The sequence below is a fragment of the Pseudomonas sp. PvP027 genome (assembly GCF_017833005.1).
GTDB classification, from domain to species: domain Bacteria; phylum Pseudomonadota; class Gammaproteobacteria; order Pseudomonadales; family Pseudomonadaceae; genus Aquipseudomonas; species Aquipseudomonas congelans.
Genome location: NZ_JAFIBK010000001.1, coordinates 1,614,117 through 1,637,220 on the forward strand (window position 1 = coordinate 1,614,117; position 23,104 = coordinate 1,637,220).

A 23,104-nucleotide genomic window follows, 5' to 3' on the forward strand; every position below is an offset into this window, starting at 1 on the left:
GCTGGGGTGAACTGACGCAGCGGCCAATCCAAGGCACATTGAAGACGTAACGCCGCCGAATGTCGATAGAGCATTTCTTTTTACAAAACCTGTGTCGCTATTTTTATCGCTTCGGACTTTGCCAGGGCCGCTGCGACACCGCGCCACGCTCGACCTTGGTCGACAAAGACGAAGCGCGGCCATCGTGCGAGACTGCGCGTTATCGATACGGTGTGGAATTTGATATGTCGCTGTCCAGCGGGCTGATTGCGGCCGTTGCCCTTACCTATATGGCCATCATGTTCGCCATCGCCTTCTACGGCGACCGATACAGCGCCTCGCTGCGCCCGACCATGCGTGCCTGGGTCTATAGCCTGTCGCTGGCGGTGTATTGCACCAGCTGGACGTTTTTCGGCGCAGTGGGTCAGGCCGCCGAACAGTTGTGGTCGTTTCTGCCGATTTATCTGGGGCCCATCGTGCTGATGGTACTGGCACCCTGGGTGCTGCAAAAAATGGTGCTGATCAGCAAACAGGAAAACATCACCTCAATCGCCGACTTCATTGCGGCGCGCTACGGCAAGTCCCAGTCCCTGGCGGTCATGGTGGCGCTGATCTGCCTGATCGGCATGCTGCCGTACATCGCGCTGCAGCTCAAAGGCATCGTGCTGGGGGTGAATATCCTGATCGGTGCCGTGGCCGACTCCACCGGCACCCGCGCTCAGGACACCGCGCTGGTGGTGTCGCTGATTCTCGCGCTGTTCACCATCGTCTTCGGCGCGCGCAATCTGGATGTCACCGAACACCATCGAGGCATGGTGCTGGCCATCGCCTTCGAGGCGCTGGTCAAGCTGTTTGCGTTCATGGCGGTCGGCGTGTTCGTCACGTTCGGCCTGTACGACGGATTCGACGACCTGTTCAATCAGGCCAAACTGGCGCCACGCCTCGAGGAATACTGGAAAGACACGATCAACTGGCCGTCGATGTTCGTGCAGACCGGCGTGGCGATGATGGCGATTGTCTGCCTGCCCCGCCAGTTCCACGTCACCGTGGTCGAGAACATCGAGCCTCAGGACCTGAATCTCGCCAAATGGGTGTTCCCGGCCTATCTGGCGCTGGCTGCGCTGTTCGTGGTGCCGATTGCACTGGCCGGACAAATGCTCCTGCCCGGTTCCATGCTGCCCGACTCGTTCGTGATCAGCCTGCCGCTGGCGCACGCCCACCCGTCCCTGGCGCTGCTGGCCTTCATCGGCGGAGCATCGGCGGCAACCGGCATGGTGATCGTCGCCTGCGTGGCCCTGTCGACGATGATTTCCAACGACATGCTGCTGCCGTGGCTGTTAAGACGCAAAAACACCGAGCGGCCGTTCGAAGCGTTTCGTCACTGGATGCTTTCTGTCAGACGCATCAGCATCGTAATGATTCTCCTGCTGGCCTATGTCAGCTACCGGATGCTCGGGTCGACGGCGAGTCTGGCAACCATCGGCCAGATCGCCTTTGCCGCGATCACCCAACTGGCGCCCGCCATGTTTGGTGCGCTGTACTGGAAACAGGCCAATCGGCGTGGCGTCTTTGCAGGCTTGGCGGCGGGCATCTTCATCTGGTTCTACACCTTGGTGCTGCCGGTGGCGGCGCATGGCATGGGCTGGTCACTGAGCACTTTCCCGCTGCTTTCATGGCTGCACAGCAACCCGTTCGACCTGCCTATCTCGCCGATGACCCAGGGTGTCGTGCTGTCGATGGCCGGCAACTGCACGCTGTTCGCCTGGGTGTCGATGTTGTCGCGCACGCGAGTGGCCGAGCACTGGCAGGCGGGGCGTTTCATCGGTCAGGAAACCCAGGGACGCGACTTCAGCCGCCCACTGCTTGCGGTGCAGATCGAGGACCTGCTCAGCCTGTCGGCGCGCTTCGTCGGTGAAGACCGCGCGCGGCAGAGTTTCATCCGCTTCGCCCAACGGCAGGGCAAGGGTTTCAATCCCAGCCTGAATGCCGACGGCGAGTGGATCGCGCATACCGAGCGACTGCTGGCCGGCGTGCTCGGCACCTCCTCGACCCGCGCCGTGGTCAAGGCCGCTATCGAAGGTCGCGACATGCAGCTGGAAGACGTCGTACGCATCGCCGACGAAGCCTCCGAAGTCCTGCAGTTCAACCGCGCGCTGCTGCAGGGTGCCATCGAAAACATTACCCAGGGCATCAGCGTGGTCGACCAGTCATTGCGGCTGGTGGCCTGGAATCGCCGTTACCTTGAGCTGTTCAACTACCCCGAAGGCCTGATTGGCGTCGGCCGACCGATCGCCGACATCATCCGCTACAACGCCGAGCGCGGCCTTTGCGGACCGGGCGAGGCAGAGGTTCACGTGGCGCGGCGTCTGCACTGGATGCGCCAGGGCCGCGCTCATACCTCGGAGCGGTTGTTTCCCAATGGCCAGGTGATCGAGCTGATTGGCAACCCGATGCCGGGCGGCGGATTCGTCATGAGTTTCACCGACATCACTGCGTTTCGCGCCGCCGAACACGCCCTCAAAGGCGTCAACGAAAGCCTTGAGCAGCGGGTCGCCGCGCGTACCCATGAGTTGTCCCAGCTCAACCAGGCGCTGACCGAAGCCAAGGGCACCGCTGAAGCCGCCAACGAATCGAAAACCCGCTTTCTGGCAGCGGTAAGTCACGACCTGATGCAGCCGTTGAATGCTGCACGACTGTTCTCCGCTGCGCTGTCACACCAGCAGGAAGGGATTTCCAGCGACGCCCTGCAACTGGTTCGGCACCTGGACAGCTCGTTGCGCTCTGCCGAAGACCTGATCGGCGACCTGCTGGATATCTCCCGAATCGAAAACGGCAAGATCACCCCGGACCGTCAGCCGTTCCCGCTCAGCGCGCTGTTTGACACCCTTGGTGCCGAGTTCAAGGCGCTGGCCCAGGAGCAGGGTCTGAGCTTTCGTGTGAGGGGCAGTGCACTGCGTGTCGACAGTGATATCAAGCTGTTGCGCCGGGTGTTGCAAAACTTTTTGACCAACGCTTTCCGCTACGCCAAAGGCCCTATTCTGCTGGGCGTCAGGCGCTACGGTGACAGCCTGAGCCTGGAAGTCTGGGACCGTGGACCGGGCATTCCCGAGGACAAGCGCAAGGTGATCTTCGAAGAATTCAAACGCCTCGACAGCCACAAGACTCACGCGGCCAAGGGGCTGGGTCTGGGGCTGGCGATTGCCGATGGCCTGTGTCGCATTCTTGAGCATCCTTTGCAGGTGCGCTCCTGGACTGGCAAAGGCAGCGTGTTCAGCGTCAGGGTGCCACTTGCCGCGCCTCAGGCAGCACTTCCCGCGACACTGCCTGATGTCAGCCGCCCCGCGCTGAACGGTACCCACGTGCTGTGTGTCGATAACGAAGACAGCATCCTGATCGGTATGCACAGCCTGCTGTCACGCTGGGGCTGTCAGGTCTGGACCGCCCGCAATCGCCAGGAGTGCGAAGCGCTGCTGAACAACGGAGTTCGACCGCAGATTGCCCTGGTGGATTACCACCTGGATGAGGGCGAAACCGGTACTGAACTCATGGCTTGGCTGCGCACCCGACTGGGTCAGCCGGTGCCGGGCGTGCTCATCAGTGCGGATGGGCGTGCAGAGTTGATCGCTCAGGTACACGCGGCGGGACTCGATTACCTGCCCAAGCCGGTCAAGCCTGCAGCGCTGCGCGCGCTGTTGAGCCGGCATGTGAGTCTGGAAGGATAACGAAATACCGGTTGTTCGCAGAGGCCACGAACAACCGGATCAGAGGGGAATAATCGGAAAGACTGTCGCTTAACCAAACAACCAGTAGCCCAGCAGCGTCAGTACCGCGACTGCCAGAATAGGCCGCAGTACCCGGTAAGCCTTGGGGTTGGCGCGCTTGAACTGCTTGACCTTGCCACTGAAACCATCGCTGAAACGCTTGCTGAACGCATACGCCTGGTTGATTCCGCCGACACGCTCGTCGTCGAGGTTCTGCGGAGCAGTGGCGCGGCCCAGAAACGCGCTGACGCTGCGGTTCATACGGGTCATGAAACGGTTGGTCAGCGGACGCTCGATGTCACAGAACAGAATCACACGAGTCTGGTCGGTCTCGTTCTTGACCCAGTGAACGTAGGTCTCATCGAACATGACATCCTGACCGTCACGCCAGGCGTATTCCTTGCCATCGACGAAGATCCGGCAATCATCGGAGTTGGGTGTCGACAGGCCCAAGTGATAACGCAGCGAACCGGCAAACGGATCGCGGTGCGGATTGAGGTGACTGCCACCCGGCAGCAGCGCGAACATCGCGCCCTTGACGTTGGGAATGCTGTTGACCAGTTCGACGGTTTTCGGGCACAGCGCTTCGGCAGACGGCAGGGCCTTGTCGTACCACTTCAGGTAAAAGCGCTTCCAGCCCTTCTTGAAGAACGAGCCAAAACCGGCGTCGTTGTTTTTCTCCGCTGCACGAATATAGCCCTCGTCGAACAGGTGCATGGCTTCGTCGCGAATGGTTTCCCAGTTGTCCTTGAGGATGTCCAGCTCAGGGAATTTGCTGCGGTCCAGATAGGGCTCGGACGGCACGCGGGAAAACAGGTACATCAGTGCGTTGTACGGTGCGAACAATGCCGAATGGTTGACGAACTGCCGCAACAGAGGCAGCCGGGCCCGACCGCGCAAGTGAACGTACAGCGTGCTGCCCAGAAACAGCATCAGGATCGATGCCTTGGCAACAAATGAAAGGGTCATGAAGCTCTCCTTGAAGCGGGCGGATAACGCCAAACGTCACGCGGGCAGTGCTGATGCATGATTCTGAATAATGACCGGAGCGCCGGGCGGCAGCGCTCATCGTCCGGCGAGTCATAAGCTGGCCATCATAAACCCTTGCGTTGCCCGCATGAAGTGCGCACTTGAGAAGATGTGTTACTGGGCAAGCTCCTGATCGGTAAACAGATCGCTGAACAGCATGCTCGACAGGTAACGTTCGCCGGAGTCCGGCAGGACCACCACGATCGTCTTGCCCTGCATCTCCGGCTTTTCAGCCAGACGGACGGCGGCCGCCATTGCCGCGCCGCACGAAATACCGCAGAGAATACCCTCCTCCTGCATCAGACGCCGCGCCATGGCCTTGGCTTCTTCATCGGTGACACGCTCTACCCGGTCCACGATCGACAGGTCGAGGTTTTTCGGGATGAAGCCGGCGCCGATGCCCTGAATCCTGTGCGGGCTGGGGGTGATCGTTTCACCGGCCATCGCCTGGGTGATGATCGGCGAACCGTCCGGCTCGACCGCGACGGACAGGATCGGTTTGCCTTCGGTGTGCTTGATATACCGGGAGATACCGGTGATAGTCCCGCCAGTTCCTACGCCTGCCACCAGGACGTCGATGGCACCGTCGGTGTCTGCCCAGATTTCCGGGCCAGTAGTCTTTTCATGGATGGCCGGGTTGGCCGGGTTCTCGAACTGTGCAGGCATGAAATATTTCTCGGGGTTGCCTGCCAGCAGTTCTTCGGCCTTGGCAATCGCGCCTTTCATCCCCTTGGCCGCTTCGGTCAGCACCAGTTCTGCGCCCAGTGCCTTGAGTACCTTGCGACGTTCTATGCTCATGGAAGCGGGCATGGTGAGCATCAGCTTGTAGCCACGGGCAGCGGCAACGAAGGCCAGGCCTATACCGGTGTTGCCCGAAGTCGGCTCGACGATGGTCATGCCCGGCTTGAGCCTGCCGCTGCTTTCGGCGTCCCAGATCATGCTGGCGCCGATACGGCATTTGACGGAATAGCCGGGATTACGCCCTTCGATCTTGGCCAGAATGGTGACACCGCGCGGCGCGATACGATTGATCTGCACCAACGGCGTATTACCGATGGAATGGGCGTTATCAGCGTAGATACGGCTCATGAGGGTGTCCTTGTGCACATCGGTTAAAGACCCAAAGCCTATGCCGCCAACTCTGGGGCGTCCAGTCTGACCGAACGGATGACGGCGCAAGCAGTCAATCCTTCATTGAAACAGGAGACTCATGTCATGAAACGTCGCTACAGCTGGCCGTTATGGACCCTGGCCGCTCTGGTAGTCCTGCTGATCGCTGTCAATATCGCCCTGCCTTATCTGGTGCGTGACTATCTGAACGACAAACTGGCCGACATGGGGGACTACCGAGGCGAGATCGCCGATGTAGACCTGGCACTGTGGCGAGGGGCGTACCGGATCAAGGGACTGAAGATCGTCAAGACCGATGGCAAGGTGCCGGTGCCCTTCTTCGACGCGCCGATGATCGAACTGGCAGTCAGCTGGCATTCACTCTGGTATGACCATGCTGTGGTCGCGAAAGCCCTGTTCACCGGCCCGCAGATCAACTTCGTGGACGGCGGCAGCAAGCAGGACTCGCAGACCGGTCAGGGCACCGACTGGCGTACCCAGATGGACAAGCTGTTGCCCATGACCCTCAACGAGTTGCGCATCGACAACGGGCGCATCACGTTTAATAACTTCAACTCCAAGCCCAAGGTAAAAATCGAGGCGGATCAGGTCAATGCCAGCATCTACAACCTGACCAATGTGGTCGACGTGGAAGGCAATCGCGATGCCGAGTTCAAGGGCAAGGCGCGTCTGCTGGGCCATGCCGATCTGGAGAGCTCAGCCAGATTCGACCCGTTCAGCAACTTTGAAGACTTCGACTTCAAACTGCGCGCCACCGGCATCCAGCTCAAGAAACTCAACGACTTCTCGTCGGCCTACGGCAAGTTCGATTTCAATGCCGGCGATGGCGACGTGGTGATCGAAGCCCAGGCCGATAAGGGCCAGCTCAAGGGCTACATCAAGCCGCTGCTGCGCAATGTGGACGTATTCAATTGGCAGCAGGATGTCGAAAACAAGGACAAGGGGGTTTTCCGCTCGATCTGGGAAGCGCTGGTCGGCACCAGCGAAACCGTATTGAAAAACCAGCGGGAAAACCAGTTCGCCACACGCGTCGACCTCAGCGGCAGTGTCCATCAGCAGGACATCAGCGGCTTCCAGGCGTTTCTGCAGATCCTGCGCAATGCGTTCGTGCAGGCATTCAATGCGCGCTATGAGAGCAGCAAGGGTTCCTGACGTGCTTGTTTATCCACGGCATAGACGCCCCGCTTTTCTGCGGCACATTCCGAATGAACAAGTGGCGGCGGATGCTCTTTTCTCTCAACTGAGTGCTGTATTCAGACGACAGTAAGCAGCGGTATCGGCAAATCAGCCCTACCAAAAGCGGCGTTACAATTCAGACCCGGTCACGACGTGACGCCCCATTCAAGAACTGAATAAGGCGTCTTCGTTCACAGCCCTCGGGCAGCCACGTTATAGTCAGGGCATTGCTTGCCCCTATTACGGCGTGCGTGCCGACCGGTTACGCGCGCCCACGCGAAAAGGATGGATCAATGAAGTTCGAAGGTACGCCGGCCTACGTTGCCACTGACGATCTGAAGCTGGCGGTCAACGCGGCCATCACGCTGGAGCGTCCACTGCTGGTCAAGGGCGAGCCCGGCACCGGCAAGACCATGCTCGCCGAGCAACTGGCCGAGTCCTTCGGCGCGAAACTGATCACCTGGCATATCAAGTCCACGACCAAGGCCCATCAGGGCCTGTACGAATACGATGCGGTGAGCCGTCTGCGCGACTCGCAACTGGGCGTCGACAAGGTCCACGACGTACGCAATTACCTGAAAAAGGGCAAGCTCTGGGAAGCCTTCGAGTCCGAGGAGCGTGTGATCCTGCTGATCGACGAAATCGACAAGGCCGATATCGAGTTCCCCAATGACCTTTTGCAGGAACTCGACAAGATGGAGTTCTACGTTTACGAGATCGATGAAACGATCAAGGCCAAGAAGCGACCGATCATCATCATTACCTCTAACAACGAGAAGGAGCTGCCGGACGCCTTTCTGCGTCGCTGCTTCTTCCACTACATCGCCTTTCCGGACCGGGCCACGCTGCAACGCATCGTCGATGTGCATTACCCGGACATCAAGAAAGACCTGGTCAGCGAAGCACTGGACGTATTCTTCGACGTGCGCAAGGTACCGGGGCTGAAGAAGAAGCCCTCCACCTCCGAGCTGGTCGACTGGCTGAAGCTGCTGATGGCCGACAACATCGGTGAAGCCGTGCTGCGCGAACGCGATCCGACCAAGGCCATTCCGCCGCTGGCCGGCGCGCTGGTCAAGAACGAGCAGGACGTGCACCTGCTGGAACGTCTGGCGTTCATGAGCCGTCGCGGTAATCGCTGATCGTGTCTACCCAACCTGCCATGTAAGGGCGACAGCCATGCTGCTCAACCTGTTCAACGAAATGCGCGCGGCCAGGGTGCCGGTGTCCCTGCGTGAACTGCTGGACCTGATCAATGCGCTGAAACAGCGGGTCGTCTTCGCTGACATCGATGAGTTCTACTTTCTGGCGCGCACGATTCTGGTCAAGGACGAGCGCCATTTCGACAAGTTCGACCGCGCCTTCGGTGCGTATTTCAACGGTCTGGAAAACCTCGACGATCATTTGCAGGCGCTGATCCCGGAAGACTGGCTGCGCAAAGAGTTCGAGCGCTCGCTGACGGACGAGGAACGTGCGCAGATCCAGTCGCTGGGCGGCCTCGACAAGCTGATCGAAGAGTTCAAGAAACGCCTGGAAGAACAGAAGGAGCGTCATGCCGGTGGCAACAAATGGATAGGCACCGGTGGCACCAGTCCGTTCGGTTCGGGTGGCTACAACCCGGAAGGCATTCGTGTCGGCGATGCAGGCGAGCGCAAAGGCAAGGCCGTCAAAGTCTGGGACCAGCGCGAGTACAAGAACCTGGATGATCAGGTTGAGCTGGGGACGCGCAATATCAAGGTGGCCCTGCGCCGCCTGCGCAAGTTCGCTCGTCAGGGCGCTGCGGATGAACTGGACATCGACAGCACCATTGATCACACCGCACGCGATGCGGGCCTGCTGAACATTCAAATGCGTCCGGAGCGGCGCAACACCATCAAGTTATTGCTGTTGTTCGACATCGGTGGCTCGATGGATTCGCACATCAAGGTCTGCGAAGAGCTGTTCTCCGCGTGCAAGACCGAGTTCAAGCATATGGAGTATTTCTACTTCCATAACTTCATCTATGAATCGGTGTGGAAGAACAACCAGCGCAGAAGCTCTGAGCGGACCGCCACCCAGGACCTGCTGCACAAGTATGGCGAGGACTACAAAGTGATTTTCATCGGCGACGCCTCGATGGCGCCCTATGAAATCACCCAGCCCGGCGGCAGTGTCGAACACTGGAATGAAGAGGCAGGCTATGTGTGGATGCAGCGCTTCATGGCTAAATTCAAGAAGATCATCTGGATCAATCCCTACCCGAAAGATGCCTGGGACTACACCACCTCGACGCATATCGTACGTGACTTGATTGAAGGTCAGATGTACCCGCTGACCCTGAGCGGCCTGGAAGAAGGCATGCGCTACCTGGCGAAATGAAATAAGGGTGCGTCCAATAATGTATAAGCCGGTCATCGACCGGCCGCTACAACCCGACCAGCAGCATGATCGTTTTAAAACGCCGAACTACGCTGACAATTCCACACCACCAATCAGACGGAGAAGTGCTGATTGAGTAGATAGTTTTGCAGTTACTCCATCGTTTTGCCTGAGCAGCCGTCGCGACTTCGCGGGTTACTTATGAACGAAACGCTCGGGATCATGCAGCCTTACTTTTTCCCCTACATCGGTTACTTCCAGCTCATTGCGGCGGTTCAGCGCGGGCTTGTCTTTGACATCGTCAAATACAAACGCAAAAGCTGGATGAACCGCAATCGGGTACTGGACAGTAAAGGCGACTGGCAATACATCAATGTTCCGGTCTGTGTCAGCGAGGGCGCACTGATCAAGGACGCGACCATTATCGACCTTGCCTGCGCCCACCGACGAATCACCAATCAGCTTGAACACTATAGAGGCAAGGCCCCCTACTTCAGGGAAACCTTGCACGTGGTCGAGCAGACATTCGGCACACCTGCCACCCACTTGTGTGAACTCAACACGCGCGCGCTGCAAGTGGTCTGCGAGTATTTAGGCATGAGCTTTAACTGGGAAAGCTGTGCAGCGATGAACCTGGACCTGCCCCCCATTGAACATGCGGGCCAATGGGCGCTGGAAATAAGCACCGTGCTGGAAGCGCGACAGTACGTCAATGCCACAGGTGGACGCGAAATCTTTACACCCGGCGACTGGCAGGAAAGAGGTATAGAACTGAGGTTTCTCGAGCCCTCTTCATTCAGTTATTCCACGGGCCCCATGAAGTTTGTCGAAAACCTTTCGATCATCGACGTGCTGATGTGGAACGCACCTGAAACAGTACTCGCCTATCTACACAATGAAACGCAGGCAGTCATATGAACGGCCTCGCTATGTTTTGCTGCGCGCTAACCGCGGTCAACGCCAATCCCGTTCGAGTTGCGGCTTGCGTCGTCCGCCGTTGAAAACCCAGCCGATTAGCAGCACGACGCTTTCGATCACCAGCGCCAGCAGCAAGGCGCTGATGATGCCCCAGGCGATGACTTCGGGGGCCAGCAGGACTTGCCACGTGTAACCGTTGAAGGTTTCGCGACGGATATCCGGGTCGGAAGAGGTGGCGACGAACAAGGCTTTTGAATACCACGGCCCCTGAAGCCCGAGCCACTGACGCTCAAGGATGTGCGTGCGGTTCATCAGGGTGTCGATGGTATCCGCATCACTGCGAAAAACCGGGTCTTCACTGCTGCGATAGTGCTGGATCAGCGCCTGGATATCGCCCTTGAAGAACTGCTGCGCAGTGGCGGTATAGCCCTTCACGGCTTGCTGCGCCTCGATCAGATGCGCTTCGACACGCTTGCTGTAGTCACTGATGAAACCGGGAATCTGAACCCCGAACAGCAGGCCCACGGTGAACAGCACCAATCGCAGATAACTTCGCAGCATCAATATCCCTCTTCTTTTTTATCCAGTAAGCCAATGTGCTGATGTGTCAGGGCCTGGCCGTCTCGGTGACCGTGTCGACCGAACCTTGCGCCACGCATTCGCCCTTGCGCCAAAGGCTCCACTGGCCCGGTTCATAGCGGTTCCAGTTTTCGTTCTCGGTCAAGGGCTCGGTTGCGATGACCGTGACCACATCGTGCGGCGTCGTTTCAGCCTGAAAATCGACAATCACGTCGACATCTTTCAATCGCGCCGGACCGAACGGCGCACGGCGGGTGATCTGAACCAGTTTGGTACTGCAAAAGCAAAACAGCCAGTCACCGTCGCTCAACAGGCAGTTGAACACGCCTTTACTGCGATATTCGGCACACGCCTGGATCAGCGCAGGCAGTAACTCCTCGACCTCGACTGGCTCGGGAAAGGCTGCGCGAACACGATTGAGCAGGTCGCAGAAGGCTGCTTCGCTATCGGTATCGCCCACTGGCCGATAAAAGGTAACGCCCGGGGTGAAATCCGCCAGCTGGCCATTATGGGCAAAACACCAGTTGCGGCCCCAGAGTTCACGCACGAAAGGATGGGTATTGGACAGGCAGACCTTGCCGACGTTGGCCTGACGAATATGGCCAATCACGACTTCACTCTTGATGGGATAACGCTGCACCAGCTGTGCGACTTCCGATTCGCTGCTGGCTGCCGGGTCCTGAAACAGGCGCAGACCACGGCCCTCGTAGAAGGCAATGCCCCAGCCATCGCGATGCGGACCGGTGCGGCCGCCCCGCTGCATCAGCCCGGTAAAGCTGAAGACTATGTCGGTCGGGACATTGGCGCTCATGCCCAGTAGTTCACACATGCTCAGGTTCTCGCTTCAAGACGTTTTGCAGCAGGTCATGCGCCGCAGGTCACGGCGCTTGCCAACGAAGCGGGAGCTACAACCGCGGCTCGACCCGCGCAGCCCTGGTCGGCGGAAGAGGCGCAGCATTCCTGCGAGCGTAGTGATCGTCTTCGGCAAAGGGCTCGTCAGCAGGGTCTGTTTCGACAGGCTGGGCCGCAGGCTTGGGCTGACGAGCCTTGCGGCTGCGTTCGATCGGCCAGCGGATCAGCACGAACAGCAGGTATGCCGTGAAGGCGAACATGCCATACATGGCCAGGTCCGACACGGCGGTCCAGACATTGCTGCCGACCTTGAACATCAGGTCGAGGGCGGTGATCGCCACGGCTGGCGCCATCGCATCCTTGGCAGGGTCGACCATGGTCGGCGTAAACAGCAGCACCGCGACCGCCACCAGCAACGGCTCCTTGAGATACCGCCACATCCAGCGGGTCATCAGAAACCATACCAGCAGGCAACCCAACGCGGCGAAGGCGTAGACGCTCCAGGCGATCAGATAGTCGTTTTCGGTCATGACGTCCGTGGTAAGCCAGGTAAAGAGGCGCTTATGATAACGGCTTTTGCCTGACGCGGCTTGCCTCGCTTCAGTATTCGGTTCAGCGTGTACCGATATTTTCCTGATTGATGCCTTAACAGAGAGCCCAGCATGTCCTTCTCGAATGCAACCTCCAGCGCCCCGATCGCTCGCAAGGCCGACGGTTCCGACCCCTATGCCTGGCTGCAGAACCGCGACACCGAAGAAGTGCTCGACTACCTCAAGGCCGAGAACGCCTGGCAGGAGCAGCAACTGGCAGAGCAGACCGGGTTGCGCGAAAGCCTGTTCGAGGAAATCAAGGGCCGCATCCTCGAAACCGACCTGTCCCTGCCCTCGCCCTGGGGCCCGTACCTTTATTACACCCGCACCACACAGGGCGACGAATACGCCCGGCACTACCGCTGCCCGCGCCCGGCCGACGACAGCAATACGGTGGATGAAAGCGCCGAGGAATTGTTGCTCGACCCCAACGAGATGGCCGATGGCGGCTTTTTCTCGCTGGGCGCATTCAGCATCAGCCCCGACCACCAGCGTCTGGCCTACAGCCTGGACACCAGTGGCGACGAGGTGTACGCGCTTTACGTCAAGGAGCTGAGCACCGGCCAGATCAGCAGCCTGCCCTTCGAAAACTGCGACGGCAGCATGACCTGGGCCAACGACAGCCAGACCCTGTTTTTCGGCGAGCTGGACGAAACCCATCGCCCGGGCAAGCTGCATCGCCATACTCTGGGCACGGCATCGGCCGAGCAGGTGTTCGACGAGCCGGATGGCCGATTCTTCCTGCATTGCTTCCGCAGCAGCTCAGAGCGCCAACTGATCATTCTGCTCAACAGCAAAACCACCAGCGAAGCCTGGGTGCTGGACGCCGATCATCCGCAACAGGCTTTCACCTGCCTCGCGCCGCGCAGCGAAGGTCACGAATACTATCCAGACCACGGGCTGCTCGACGGCGTCTGGACCTGGTTCATCCGCAGCAATCAGAGCGGCATCAACTTCGCGCTGTATCACGCTGCGCAACAAGCCAGTGGCGTACCGGTGCGGGATGACTGGCAGACGCTGGTCGCGCACGACGAAAAGATCATGCTTGAAGGCGTCAGCCTCAATGCCAAGGGCATCAGCCTGAGCCTGCGCGAGGGCGGCCTGCCGATCATCGAGGTACGTCCGCAAGCGCTGCCGACTTATCGCGTACAGCTGCCTGACGCCGCCTACAGCCTGTATGTGCAGGACACGCTGGAATTCGACAGTGACAAAATCCGCCTGCGCTACCAGTCGCTGAACCGTCCGGCCCAGGTCCGCCAACTGACCCTGGCCAGCGGCGAGCAAGTGGTGCTCAAGGAAACCCCGGTGCTGGGCACCTTCGACGCCGATGCGTACGTCAGCCAGCGCTTGTGGGCCACGGCCGGCGATGGCACCCAAGTGCCGATCAGTCTGGTGGTCAAGCGCGAACTGGCCGGACAGGCCACCCCGCTGTATCTGTACGGCTACGGCGCTTATGGCGAGAGCCTCGACCCGTGGTTTTCCCACGCCCGTCTGAGCCTGCTCGACCGTGGCGTAGCGTTCGCCATTGCCCATGTTCGCGGCGGCGGCGAGCTGGGCGAGGCCTGGTATCGCAACGGCAAGCAGGAGCACAAACAGAACACCTTCGGCGACTTCATTGCCTGCGCCGAACACCTTGTCGCCCACGGTCTGACCAGCGCCGAGCAACTGGTGATCAGCGGCGGCAGCGCCGGTGGCCTGCTGATCGGTGCGGTGCTCAACCAGCGGCCCGAGCTGTTCAAGGCGGCGATTGCAGAAGTGCCGTTCGTCGACGTGCTGAACACCATGCTCGACCCGGACCTGCCGCTGACCGTCACCGAATACGACGAATGGGGCAACCCGCAGGAGCCGGAGGTCTATGAGCGCATCAAGGCCTACGCGCCCTATGAAAATGTCACGGCCCAGGCCTACCCGGCCATGCTGGTCATCGCCGGCTACAACGACAGCCGCGTGCAGTATTGGGAAGCCGCCAAATGGGTCGCGAAATTGCGCGCCACCAAGACCGACGACAACCCGCTGCTGCTCAAGACCGAACTCGGTGCCGGACACGGTGGCATGAGCGGTCGTTATCAGGGCTTGCGTGACGTGGCGCTGGAGTACGCGTTTATCTTCAAGGTATTGCAGATCGCCGAATGAACTTGGTGTGAAACACCTGTCTTACTAGGATCGGGGGCAGCGGAGTTGCCCCTTTGTCAGGATTACCAGACCTCACATGTCAGAACCACTGTCCAACCTGAACAACGCCATACGCGACATGCTGCTCGATTGCGGCCTGTTCGACACGCTGCTGCCTGGCGACTTCTTTACCGTAGCCGGCTATTTCAGCATTACCGATATCGATAAAGGCGAGACCATCTTCGCCGAGGGCGATGCCGGAACCTTCATGTGCATCATCCATCAAGGCACCGTGTCTGTGCAGAAGCTTGCCGCAGACGGTCAACAGGTGGAAATCGCCGTTCTGCGGCGCGGACGCGCCTTCGGGGAAATGGCGGTGCTGGACGGCGAGCGCCGCTCGGCCAGTTGTATCGCAGCCACCAGTTGCCAGCTATTGAACCTGGGCCGTGATTCGCTGGACAAGATGCTCGAGGACGCGCCGAAAATCGCCGCCAAGATCATTCGCGCCCTGGCCATCTCGTTGTCCAAGCGCCTGCGCATGGTCGATGGTCAATTACTCTCCCAGCAGGTGTGAGTTTGCCCATCTGGCGCTAAACTTGCCGACATTCCGCTTTCAATGCGCACACGCACAGGTGACACCATGAGCACGGCCAATCCTCCTTCCCATACTGCCAAGCTGGACCGCATCCTGGCCGACGCCCAGCGCGATCGCGAAATGGGCTACCGCGACAAGGCGCTGCGCATGTACCCGCACGTTTGCGGCCGTTGCGCTCGCGAGTTCGCAGGCAAACGCCTCAGCGAACTGACCGTACACCACCGCGACCACAACCACGACAACAACCCGCAGGACGGTTCCAACTGGGAGCTGCTGTGCCTGTATTGCCACGATAACGAGCACTCGCGCTACACCGATCAGCAGTACTTCGCCGATGGCTCCCTGGGCAGTCCGAAAACCGCCAAGGCGACCCACAACCCGTTCGCTGCACTGGCCGGGCTGATGAAAAAGGACGAGTGACCCCGGTACTTCCGAGCAGTCACGCTCCCCCGCCCTACCCGCACTTCCCCTAGCCTGCGGCCACCCGACCGACCGGATATTTCGCCATGCCCACCCGAACCTCAAGACGAACCTTTGTGAAAGGGCTTGCCGCCACTGGCCTGCTCGGCGGCCTCGGGCTGTGGCGCAGCCCGGCGTGGGCGGTGGCCAATCCGGGTCAGCCCGACGGGTTGTCCGGCACCGAGTTCGATCTGTATATCGGCGAAACCCAGGTCAATATCACCGGCAATGCCAGGACCGCGCAGACCATCAACGGCGGCATTCCCGGCCCGCTGCTCAGATGGCGCGAAGGCGACACCGTGACCCTGAGGGTCAAAAACCGGCTCGACGAAGCCACGTCCATCCACTGGCACGGCATCATCCTGCCGGCCAACATGGACGGCGTACCAGGACTGAGCTTTGACGGCATCGCGCCGGATGGCATGTATGTCTACCGCTTCAAGGTCAGGCAGCACGGCACCTACTGGTATCACAGCCACTCCGGCTTCCAGGAACAGTCGGGGGTCTACGGGCCGCTGGTGATCGATGCGAAAGAGCCAGAGCCGTTCGAGTACGACCGCGAACACGTGATCATGCTCAGCGACTGGACCGACGAAGAGCCGGTCCAGCTTATGAAAACACTCAAGAAACAGTCCGATTACTACAACAATAACCAGCGCACCGTTGGTAATTTCATCAACGACGTCGGTGAAAAAGGCTGGAGCGAGACCACCCGTGATCGCTGGATGTGGGCGAAGATGAGAATGGACCCAACCGACCTGGCGGATGTCAGCGGTGCGACCTACACCTACCTGATGAACGGTCAGGCGCCGAACATGAACTGGACCGGGCTGTTCAAGCCTGGCGAGCGGATTCGACTGCGGCTGATCAACGGCTCGGCAATGACGTACTTCGACGTACGTATTCCGGGCCTGAAGATGACCGTCGTGGCCAGCGACGGCCTGCACGTCAAGCCGGTGCCCGTCGATGAGTTACGCATCGCAGTGGCGGAAACCTTCGACGTGATCGTAGAACCGGCGGAAGGTGCCTATACCCTGTTCGCCCAGTCGATGGACCGCACCGGTTATGCCCGCGGCACGCTGGCCAGCAGGCCTGGCCTGCAGGCTGTCGTGCCGCCTCTCGATCCACGCCCGCTGTTGAGCATGGATGATATGGGCATGGCGGGCATGGATCATGGCAGCATGAACCACAGCGCAGCCCCGGCAACGCACGACATGTCAGGCATGGACCACAGCAAGATGGGCCACGACGCAATGCAGGGGATGGACCACGCGCAGATGCCTGCCAGGAAAACGCCGACCCCGCAATCGCACCCCGAGAGTGAAAACAACAACCCGCTGGTCGACATGCAAGCCATGAGCACCTCGCCCAGGCTCGACGATCCGGGCATCGGCCTCAGAAATAACGGTCGCAGAGTCCTGACCTACGCTGACCTGCACAGCACCTTCGAAGACCCGGATGGTCGTGAGCCGAGCCGCACGATCGAGCTGCACCTGACCGGGCACATGGAAAAATTCGCCTGGTCGTTCGACGGTGTGAAATTCTCGGACGCCAAACCGCTGATGCTCAAATACGGCGAGCGGGTGCGTGTCGTGCTGGTCAACGACACGATGATGACCCACCCCATCCACCTGCATGGCATGTGGAGCGACCTCGAAGATGAAAACGGCCAGTTCATGGTGCGCAAACACACCATCGACATGCCACCGGGATCACGCCGCAGCTATCGCGTGACCGCCGATGCGCTGGGCCGCTGGGCTTATCACTGTCACATGCTGTACCACATGGAAATGGGCATGTTCCGCGAAGTGCGGGTGGAAGAATGAGGACCTTGATGTTGAGCAGAACGCTGAATTCGCCCTGCCTGCCGATGCTGCTGCTAGCCGCCGGGCTGTCCGTCACGCCGTGGACCTCGACCATGGCCGCCGGAATGGAAGGCATGGACCACGGCAGCCACGAGATGCACATGGACGCCGGCGACGGCGAGGACGCGCCCTCGACGCAGCCTGCGCCCGCCCGGAGCCGAACTCCGATCCCGCCGATCACCGATGCGGACCGGGCTGCGGTGTACACCAGCCACGCGGGCCATCAGGTCCACGACAGCGCCATCAACAGTTACTTTCTGGCCGACAAGCTGGAATGGCAGGACGCCAACGACGGCAGCGCGCTGGCCTGGGACCTGTCCGGCTGGATTGGCGGAGATATCGACCGCCTTTTGCTGCGCTCCGAAGGTGATCGAACCAACGGCAAGACCGAAGAAGCGGAAATCCAGGCGTTGTGGGGGCATTCGATAAGCCCCTGGTGGGACGTTGTCGCCGGAGCACGTCAGGATTTCAAACCGGGCGCACCGCAAACCTGGGCCGCCTTCGGCCTGCAGGGGCAAGCCATTTCGGATCTGGACATCGAGGCCACCGCGTTCATCGGTGAAGCCGGACAGACCGCTGCTCGCCTGGAGGCCGACTACGACCTCCAGTTGACCAACAATCTGGTGCTGCAGCCGACCGCAGAGCTGAACTTCTACGGCAAGAACGACCCGCAGCGCGGCGACGGCTCGGGCCTGTCGACCAGTGAGTTCGGCCTCAGGCTGCGCTACGAGATTACCCCGCAGTTCGCCCCTTATGTCGGGGTGAGCTGGGACCGCTCGTACGGCAAGACGGCCGATTACGCGCGCGAGGACGACGAAGACACTCAGGACGCGCGACTGGTGGTCGGCGTGCGCATGTGGTTCTGAACACAGTCAATGGCATTGCTCCGAGGCTGCCGTATAATCCCCGGTTTTCTTCAGAGCACCCTCCCCGTGGCCAACAAACGGTACGCCTGCATCGGTCTTTACAACCCCAAGTCCCCGGAAAACGTCGGCTCCGTCATGCGCGCGGCCGGCTGTTACGGCGTGGCGTCGGTGTTCTATACCGGTAAACGCTATGAGCGCGCGCGGGACTTCATCACCGACACCAAGAAAATCCATCAGGACATCCCGCTGATCGGCATCGAAGACCTCAAAAGCATTCTGCCGCTGGGTTGCATTCCGGTGGCCGTGGAACTGGTCGAAGGCGCCCGCGCATTGCCCGAATACACCCACCCTGATCGCGCACTGTATATCTTCGGCCCGGAAGATGGCTCGCTGGATCAGGAGATTCGCGACTGGTGTGAAGACGTGGTCTATATCCCGACCGAGGGCTGCATGAATCTGGCGGCGACCGTCAACGTCGTCCTCTACGACCGCATGGCCAAAGGTATCAATACCCGTTCGGGCCCGCAGTTCGGTCGCGAGAAAATTGATCCGGCCAGCGACCGCTGACGGAAAAGCATTGAACCTGTGTCGCGCACGGGCAGTCAGTTTCTCTGAATCGAGCAACTGCTTCCAATTTGCCAACTCCGACCTACTACCTCATGGAGAGCCATCATGCGCGACACCCCGATCATCGAACGCATCGACACACCTGAACTGCTTCAACGCAACCCCGAGCAGAACGTACAGGGCTGGGAGCGCATCGGCTCACTGGCTGGCGGCGTACTGCTGATGGGTAAAGGCGTCCGTCGTGGCGGCTTCCTGGGCCTGATCCAACTGGCCATCGGCGGCGCGGCACTGGCGCGCGGCATCAGTGGTCACTGCTCGGCCAAAAGCCTGATGGAAAAAGGCCGCAGTGATCTGCAAAGCGCACGCTCGACCATCGAACGTGCCGGTGCGGAACTGAACAACCTCAAGGACGACGCTGAAAATGCCGTGAAGACGGCTGCTGCCAAAGGCGTGGAAGCGCTGACCGAGCCAAAGCCGGTCATTTAAGCGTTCAACCTGCGCGAAAAATCAGGTAATCCTCCCAGTCGTCTTCGGCCACATTGTTCTCGCTGAGCATGCGGCCTGACTGGGAGATGCGTTCGTGATGCACGGCCGTGCGATCACCACACACCAGATGGTGCCAGAGCGGCAAATCCTTGCCCTCACTGACCAGACGATAGCCGCAGGTCGGTGGCAGCCATTTGAATTCATCTGCCTGACCAGGCGTTAGCTGAATGCAATCGGGCACCGAGGCACGCCGGTTTGCGTAGTCGGAGCACTGGCAGGTTTTCAGATCCAGCAGCTTGCAGGCAATTCGCGTGTAATAAACCGCGTTGTCTTCCTCATCCTCAAGCTTCTGCAGGCAGCACAGGCCGCAGCCATCGCACAACGACTCCCACTCCTGGGTATCGAGCTGGTCAAGGGTCTTGCGAATCCAGAAGGGTTCAACTTTAGCGGCCATGGTTCGGACAACGGTATCGATAATGAAAAGGCCGCCAGTCTAGAGGTACACGGGGTGCGGGCCAAGCACTTGCGACTGCCGGTAGCCGGGACTTGTCAGCGACAGGGCAAAACAGTAGCGTTAACGGGTTTTCAGCGCGTTCAAGCGATGCCTGCCGACCACGGCCCATCAAGCCACGCTCGTTTTCAACCTTCGCTATCAAGGACTTTCATGAGCACAAACCCTCGCATCGCCGATCACCCGATCGATCCGCAATTCACCGAACGCTGGTCGCCACGTGCCTTCAGCGGCGAAAGCATCGACCAGGAAACCCTGCTGAGCTTTTTCGAAGCCGCACGCTGGGCACCCTCGGCGTATAACTCACAGCCCTGGCGCTTTCTCTATGCACGTCGCGATACGCCGAACTGGGAGCGTTATCTGGGCTTGCTGAACGAGTTCAACCGCAGCTGGGCGCAACATGCAGCGGCCTTGGTGATCGTCATTTCCAAGACCACCTTCGTCGCCCCCGGCGCAAGCGAAGAGAGCCCGGCCCTGTGGCACACCTTCGACACCGGCTCGGCATGGGGTTACCTGGCACTGCAGGCCAGCCTGAGCGGCTGGCACACCCACGGCATGGCCGGTTTCGATCAGGATCTGACCCGCAAGGAACTGAATATTCCGGAGGGCTACGCAGTGCATGCGGCCATCGCAATTGGCAAGCTGGGTGACAAGTCAACCTTGCCGGACTACCTGCAAGGCCGCGAAGTGCCAAGCCCGCGCAAGCCGCTGGCAGAACTGGCCGCCGAAGGTGATTTTTCGCTTTAACCGACCGTTTGCTGTAACCGAAGCCGGCGAGCCGACGCCTGAAACGTCGGCCCGCTGGCAAGGGCGTCAGTAACCTCGCGAAAAATCGACCTCGCCGCGCAGCGCTTCTCCCGCCTGAAAAGCGTTCAGGTTATGCACAAAAAGCTCGGTCATGGCCACTGGCGAGGTAGGCGCCGAGCTGTGACCGGTCAACAGCAGACCGTAGGCAGTCCAGAACGGATGGCGCTGCGGCAAAGGCTCCTGGCGGCAGACGTCAATCACCGCGCCAGCCAGATGCCCCTCCTTCAACGCCTCGACCAGATCCGCATCGACAACCGCTACCCCGCGTCCGACGTTGATGAACAACGCCGTGGGCTTGAAGCTGGCGAACAGCTTCGCGTCGTACAAGTCGTGTGTCTCGGGCGTGTTGGGCAGCAGGTTGATGACGTAATCCATCTCGCCGAGCAGACGCGTCATGTCTGACAACGCCGCCACCTCGATGAACGGCTCCTGAGTGCGTGCACTGGAAGCCACACCGTAAACCTGCACACCGAACGGCAAGAGGAACTCGGCAACCCGCTGACCGATATCACCGGCACCGACGATCAATGCCCTGCGGCCCGCCAGGCTCTGCCCGGTGCGGTTGTCCCACTTGCGTTCGACCTGGCTCATCAGGCGCGCCAGCACCTCACGCTCATGACCGAGCATGTAGGTCAAAACGAACTCGGCCATGACCTGACCGAAGATCCCGACCGCACGGGTCAGGCGATAGTCCCGCGACAGGCTGTCGGCCAGCAGCGGTGTGATGCCCGCCCAAGTGGATTGCAGCCATTGCGGCTTGTGCCCCTGCCGCAACAGGTTGGCCATCAGGTCCGGCTGTCCCAGCCAGACCGGGCAGTCGCTGGCCATGCGCGACAACTCGGCAGAATCGCCAGTGCTGAAAACTTCCAGATCAGGCGCAGCCTTGCGCAACAATTGGGTGTAAACGTGGTAATCGTGCTCGGCAATCAGAACGCGCATGTTTCAAAAACCTTAAAAACAGGACAGGCAACCCACGTCGATGCGGGCCGCTTTACAACGTGAGCAACGATTACATGGGATCGTTGCGGCGCAGCAGCTCTTCGGGCAGGTGCTCGATGTAATCGTCTTCAGCCGGCGGCATCTGCAAGTGATAGCCCTGGCTGTCGAGGTTCTCCAGCACCACGTTGATATCTTCGCGCGACAGCGCCCGCTCGGGGCTAAGCACCAGATCGAACGCATGAACCGGCTTGCCGAAGGCCACCATCAGCTCTGGCGGCACACGTTTGAGGACGTCGCTTTTCAGGACGTAAAGGTACATCTCGTTTCTTTTCGGGCTGCGATAAATCGAGCAGATGCGCTTCAAGACGGTTCTCCGGGGGTAGCCAGGCTGTCCAGCAGCGCCTGACCCATCAACTCGCGACGCCAGCCACGCAGCGAGTCGGGTAATTGGTAAGGACCGTCGGGGTAGCCGCTCTTGAGCAGGGCTTCGAGGGTCTTCTTGCGCAGCATCAGCTCCGGGGCCATGTCCAGTTGCTCGGCGTACTGCTGACCGATTGCACGCAGACGCTTGATCGACCCGGCCGCATCGATGGGCAAAGGCTCGGGCAACGCAGGTGGCCATTCTTCCGGGGGCAGCACGCTCGCAGTCTTGATCAGTTCGAGCAGAAACTCGCCGTCATGGCGGACCGTACGCGGGTGCATGTCTTCGATCCGCGCCAGTGCGCCGAGGTTGTCCGGCTGGGTTTTGGCCAATGGCCAGAGCGAGTGTTCACGCACGATACGGTTGCGCGGCAGGTTGCGGGCACGCGCCTCGCGTTCACGCCAGGCACACAGCTCGCGCAGCACCGCCAGTTGGGCACGGGACAGCTTCCAGGCCAGCTTGGCGTCGCGATACACCTCGTACGGGTCCACTTCACGACGCAGGTTGGCGACCAGCTCGGCGCCGTCATCCAGCAGCCAGGCGTATTTGTCGTCGGACAAGCGCGGGCGCAGGATGATGAACAACTCGGCCAGGTGCACCGCATCTTCGGCAGCGTAGCTGATCTGCGTTTCCGACAGCGGACGTTGCAGCCAGTCGGAACGGGTTTCGCCCTTGGGCAGGTCGATGTCGAGGACCTCCTGCACCAGACGCGAATAACCCATGGAGAAACCGAGGTTCAGGTAGGCCGCTGCCAACTGGGTATCGAACAGCGGAACCGGCAGGCTGCCGGTCAGGCGCAGCAACACCTCAAGGTCTTCGCTGCAAGCGTGCACCACTTTGATGACGTCGGGGTTTTCGAGCAAGGCAGACAGCGGCCGCCAGTCGTTGATCAGCAACGGATCAATCAGCCAGGCGCTCTGCCCGTCGCCGATCTGCAGCAGCGCAGCGATCGGATAAAAAGTGTCGACCCGCATGAACTCGGTGTCGAGCGCCACGAAAGGCAGTGACTGCCATTGTGCGCAATGCCGGGCGAGGCTGTCGTCGTCGCGAATCCAGTGAATATCGATGGCCACACGGCTCTCCCTTCAACAATGGCGCGCAGTATA

Annotated in this window: 22 protein-coding genes; 13 read left to right on the forward strand and 9 right to left on the reverse strand. The window is 60.2% G+C overall.

Annotated elements, in window-relative coordinates; genetic code table 11:
* Nucleotides 1-224 precede the first annotated feature (224 nt).
* Nucleotides 225-3,701 carry a PAS domain-containing hybrid sensor histidine kinase/response regulator gene (locus JOE33_RS06395; protein WP_032616131.1) on the forward strand — a complete coding sequence of 1,159 codons (3,477 nt, stop codon included), beginning with the start codon at nucleotides 225-227 and terminating at the stop codon, nucleotides 3,699-3,701.
* A gap of 69 nt (nucleotides 3,702-3,770) precedes the next feature.
* Here JOE33_RS06395 and JOE33_RS06400 read toward each other — a convergent pair whose 3' ends face one another.
* Both JOE33_RS06400 and cysK read right to left on the reverse strand, forming a co-directional pair.
* Nucleotides 3,771-4,709: an aspartyl/asparaginyl beta-hydroxylase domain-containing protein gene (locus JOE33_RS06400; RefSeq protein WP_010432081.1), complete on the reverse strand. Its 939-nt coding sequence runs from the start codon at nucleotides 4,707-4,709 to the stop codon at nucleotides 3,771-3,773.
* A gap of 174 nt (nucleotides 4,710-4,883) precedes the next feature.
* Complete coding sequence (gene cysK / locus JOE33_RS06405; RefSeq protein WP_010432084.1) at nucleotides 4,884-5,858, reverse strand: cysteine synthase A; 975 nt, start codon at nucleotides 5,856-5,858, stop codon at nucleotides 4,884-4,886.
* 126 nt (nucleotides 5,859-5,984) lie between these two features.
* On the opposite strand from cysK, the gene JOE33_RS06410 reads away from it, so the two are divergent.
* The 4 genes from JOE33_RS06410 (at nucleotide 5,985) to JOE33_RS06425 (ending at nucleotide 10,349) form a co-directional block, all read left to right on the forward strand.
* Complete coding sequence (locus JOE33_RS06410; RefSeq protein ID WP_032616128.1) at nucleotides 5,985-7,052, forward strand: DUF748 domain-containing protein; 1,068 nt, start codon at nucleotides 5,985-5,987, stop codon at nucleotides 7,050-7,052.
* A 317-nt stretch (nucleotides 7,053-7,369) separates the two neighbouring features.
* A complete protein-coding gene (locus JOE33_RS06415; protein WP_003407249.1) occupies nucleotides 7,370-8,215 on the forward strand; it encodes a MoxR family ATPase in 846 nt (281 codons plus the stop codon).
* A 37-nt stretch (nucleotides 8,216-8,252) separates the two neighbouring features.
* On the forward strand, nucleotides 8,253-9,431 hold the full coding sequence (locus tag JOE33_RS06420) for a VWA domain-containing protein (protein ID WP_010432090.1): 1,179 nt from the start codon (nucleotides 8,253-8,255) through the stop codon (nucleotides 9,429-9,431).
* 201 nt (nucleotides 9,432-9,632) lie between these two features.
* Nucleotides 9,633-10,349: a WbqC family protein gene (locus tag JOE33_RS06425; protein ID WP_209924050.1), complete on the forward strand. Its 717-nt coding sequence runs from the start codon at nucleotides 9,633-9,635 to the stop codon at nucleotides 10,347-10,349.
* A gap of 36 nt (nucleotides 10,350-10,385) precedes the next feature.
* Here JOE33_RS06425 and JOE33_RS06430 read toward each other — a convergent pair whose 3' ends face one another.
* The 3 genes from JOE33_RS06430 to JOE33_RS06440 all read right to left on the reverse strand — a co-directional run bounded on the left by JOE33_RS06430 (nucleotide 10,386) and on the right by JOE33_RS06440 (nucleotide 12,310).
* Nucleotides 10,386-10,910 carry a DUF2937 family protein gene (locus tag JOE33_RS06430; RefSeq protein WP_010432096.1) on the reverse strand — a complete coding sequence of 175 codons (525 nt, stop codon included), beginning with the start codon at nucleotides 10,908-10,910 and terminating at the stop codon, nucleotides 10,386-10,388.
* Nucleotides 10,911-10,956: 46 nt separating this feature from the next.
* Nucleotides 10,957-11,757: a class II glutamine amidotransferase gene (locus JOE33_RS06435; protein ID WP_054994543.1), complete on the reverse strand. Its 801-nt coding sequence runs from the start codon at nucleotides 11,755-11,757 to the stop codon at nucleotides 10,957-10,959.
* 76 nt (nucleotides 11,758-11,833) lie between these two features.
* A complete protein-coding gene (locus JOE33_RS06440; protein WP_054994542.1) occupies nucleotides 11,834-12,310 on the reverse strand; it encodes a hypothetical protein in 477 nt (158 codons plus the stop codon).
* Nucleotides 12,311-12,442: 132 nt separating this feature from the next.
* Here JOE33_RS06440 and JOE33_RS06445 point away from each other — a divergent pair, with 132 nt between their 5' ends.
* The 7 genes from JOE33_RS06445 (at nucleotide 12,443) to JOE33_RS06475 (ending at nucleotide 19,320) form a co-directional block, all read left to right on the forward strand.
* Nucleotides 12,443-14,503, forward strand: coding sequence for a S9 family peptidase (locus JOE33_RS06445; protein WP_187625251.1), 2,061 nt, complete (start codon nucleotides 12,443-12,445; stop codon nucleotides 14,501-14,503).
* 76 nt (nucleotides 14,504-14,579) lie between these two features.
* Nucleotides 14,580-15,056, forward strand: coding sequence for a cyclic nucleotide-binding domain-containing protein (locus JOE33_RS06450; RefSeq protein WP_003345583.1), 477 nt, complete (start codon nucleotides 14,580-14,582; stop codon nucleotides 15,054-15,056).
* A gap of 66 nt (nucleotides 15,057-15,122) precedes the next feature.
* Complete coding sequence (locus JOE33_RS06455) at nucleotides 15,123-15,497, forward strand: YajD family HNH nuclease (protein ID WP_003317410.1); 375 nt, start codon at nucleotides 15,123-15,125, stop codon at nucleotides 15,495-15,497.
* A gap of 86 nt (nucleotides 15,498-15,583) precedes the next feature.
* Nucleotides 15,584-17,362 (forward strand): copper resistance system multicopper oxidase, encoded by a 1,779-nt coding sequence (locus tag JOE33_RS06460; RefSeq protein WP_209924051.1) that lies wholly within the window; start codon nucleotides 15,584-15,586, stop codon nucleotides 17,360-17,362.
* 11 nt (nucleotides 17,363-17,373) lie between these two features.
* Nucleotides 17,374-18,267 carry a copper resistance protein B gene (locus JOE33_RS06465; protein ID WP_187625280.1) on the forward strand — a complete coding sequence of 298 codons (894 nt, stop codon included), beginning with the start codon at nucleotides 17,374-17,376 and terminating at the stop codon, nucleotides 18,265-18,267.
* Nucleotides 18,268-18,333: 66 nt separating this feature from the next.
* Complete coding sequence (locus JOE33_RS06470) at nucleotides 18,334-18,834, forward strand: RNA methyltransferase (RefSeq protein WP_003368283.1); 501 nt, start codon at nucleotides 18,334-18,336, stop codon at nucleotides 18,832-18,834.
* A gap of 105 nt (nucleotides 18,835-18,939) precedes the next feature.
* On the forward strand, nucleotides 18,940-19,320 hold the full coding sequence (locus JOE33_RS06475) for a DUF2892 domain-containing protein (RefSeq protein ID WP_010432116.1): 381 nt from the start codon (nucleotides 18,940-18,942) through the stop codon (nucleotides 19,318-19,320).
* 4 nt (nucleotides 19,321-19,324) lie between these two features.
* Here the strand turns inward: JOE33_RS06475 and JOE33_RS06480 are convergent, their stop codons facing one another.
* Complete coding sequence (locus JOE33_RS06480; RefSeq protein WP_003368281.1) at nucleotides 19,325-19,774, reverse strand: YcgN family cysteine cluster protein; 450 nt, start codon at nucleotides 19,772-19,774, stop codon at nucleotides 19,325-19,327.
* A 210-nt stretch (nucleotides 19,775-19,984) separates the two neighbouring features.
* Between JOE33_RS06480 and JOE33_RS06485 the strand changes: the two genes are divergently transcribed.
* On the forward strand, nucleotides 19,985-20,578 hold the full coding sequence (locus JOE33_RS06485; RefSeq protein ID WP_003317403.1) for a nitroreductase family protein: 594 nt from the start codon (nucleotides 19,985-19,987) through the stop codon (nucleotides 20,576-20,578).
* Nucleotides 20,579-20,644: 66 nt separating this feature from the next.
* Here JOE33_RS06485 and JOE33_RS06490 read toward each other — a convergent pair whose 3' ends face one another.
* From JOE33_RS06490 to rnd, 3 genes are all read right to left on the reverse strand, one after another.
* Nucleotides 20,645-21,577 carry a D-2-hydroxyacid dehydrogenase gene (locus tag JOE33_RS06490; protein WP_122579405.1) on the reverse strand — a complete coding sequence of 311 codons (933 nt, stop codon included), beginning with the start codon at nucleotides 21,575-21,577 and terminating at the stop codon, nucleotides 20,645-20,647.
* A gap of 70 nt (nucleotides 21,578-21,647) precedes the next feature.
* A complete protein-coding gene (locus tag JOE33_RS06495) occupies nucleotides 21,648-21,941 on the reverse strand; it encodes a YcgL domain-containing protein (RefSeq protein ID WP_003317401.1) in 294 nt (97 codons plus the stop codon).
* Complete coding sequence (gene rnd, locus JOE33_RS06500; RefSeq protein WP_096130657.1) at nucleotides 21,938-23,071, reverse strand: ribonuclease D; 1,134 nt, start codon at nucleotides 23,069-23,071, stop codon at nucleotides 21,938-21,940. Before rnd ends, JOE33_RS06495 begins: the two co-directional genes overlap by 4 nt.
* Nucleotides 23,072-23,104: the final 33 nt, after the last annotated feature.

Excerpts from the sequence above, each read along its gene's own strand:
- JOE33_RS06440 (WP_054994542.1), bottom strand. The coding sequence starts at position 12,310 with ATGACCGAAAACGACTATCTGATCGCCTGGAGCGTCTACGCCTTCGCC.
- JOE33_RS06445 (WP_187625251.1), top strand. The coding sequence starts at position 12,443 with ATGTCCTTCTCGAATGCAACCTCCAGCGCCCCGATCGCTCGCAAGGCC.
- JOE33_RS06415 (WP_003407249.1), top strand. The coding sequence starts at position 7,370 with ATGAAGTTCGAAGGTACGCCGGCCTACGTTGCCACTGACGATCTGAAG.
- JOE33_RS06455 (WP_003317410.1), top strand. The coding sequence starts at position 15,123 with ATGAGCACGGCCAATCCTCCTTCCCATACTGCCAAGCTGGACCGCATC.
- JOE33_RS06430 (WP_010432096.1), bottom strand. The coding sequence starts at position 10,910 with ATGCTGCGAAGTTATCTGCGATTGGTGCTGTTCACCGTGGGCCTGCTG.
- JOE33_RS06480 (WP_003368281.1), bottom strand. The coding sequence starts at position 19,774 with ATGGCCGCTAAAGTTGAACCCTTCTGGATTCGCAAGACCCTTGACCAG.
- JOE33_RS06395 (WP_032616131.1), top strand. The coding sequence starts at position 225 with ATGTCGCTGTCCAGCGGGCTGATTGCGGCCGTTGCCCTTACCTATATG.
- cysK (WP_010432084.1), bottom strand. The coding sequence starts at position 5,858 with ATGAGCCGTATCTACGCTGATAACGCCCATTCCATCGGTAATACGCCG.
- JOE33_RS06400 (WP_010432081.1), bottom strand. The coding sequence starts at position 4,709 with ATGACCCTTTCATTTGTTGCCAAGGCATCGATCCTGATGCTGTTTCTG.
- JOE33_RS06490 (WP_122579405.1), bottom strand. The coding sequence starts at position 21,577 with ATGCGCGTTCTGATTGCCGAGCACGATTACCACGTTTACACCCAATTG.
- JOE33_RS06485 (WP_003317403.1), top strand. The coding sequence starts at position 19,985 with ATGAGCACAAACCCTCGCATCGCCGATCACCCGATCGATCCGCAATTC.
- JOE33_RS06475 (WP_010432116.1), top strand. The coding sequence starts at position 18,940 with ATGCGCGACACCCCGATCATCGAACGCATCGACACACCTGAACTGCTT.
- JOE33_RS06425 (WP_209924050.1), top strand. The coding sequence starts at position 9,633 with ATGAACGAAACGCTCGGGATCATGCAGCCTTACTTTTTCCCCTACATC.
- JOE33_RS06460 (WP_209924051.1), top strand. The coding sequence starts at position 15,584 with ATGCCCACCCGAACCTCAAGACGAACCTTTGTGAAAGGGCTTGCCGCC.
- JOE33_RS06420 (WP_010432090.1), top strand. The coding sequence starts at position 8,253 with ATGCTGCTCAACCTGTTCAACGAAATGCGCGCGGCCAGGGTGCCGGTG.
- JOE33_RS06450 (WP_003345583.1), top strand. The coding sequence starts at position 14,580 with ATGTCAGAACCACTGTCCAACCTGAACAACGCCATACGCGACATGCTG.
- JOE33_RS06410 (WP_032616128.1), top strand. The coding sequence starts at position 5,985 with ATGAAACGTCGCTACAGCTGGCCGTTATGGACCCTGGCCGCTCTGGTA.
- JOE33_RS06435 (WP_054994543.1), bottom strand. The coding sequence starts at position 11,757 with ATGTGTGAACTACTGGGCATGAGCGCCAATGTCCCGACCGACATAGTC.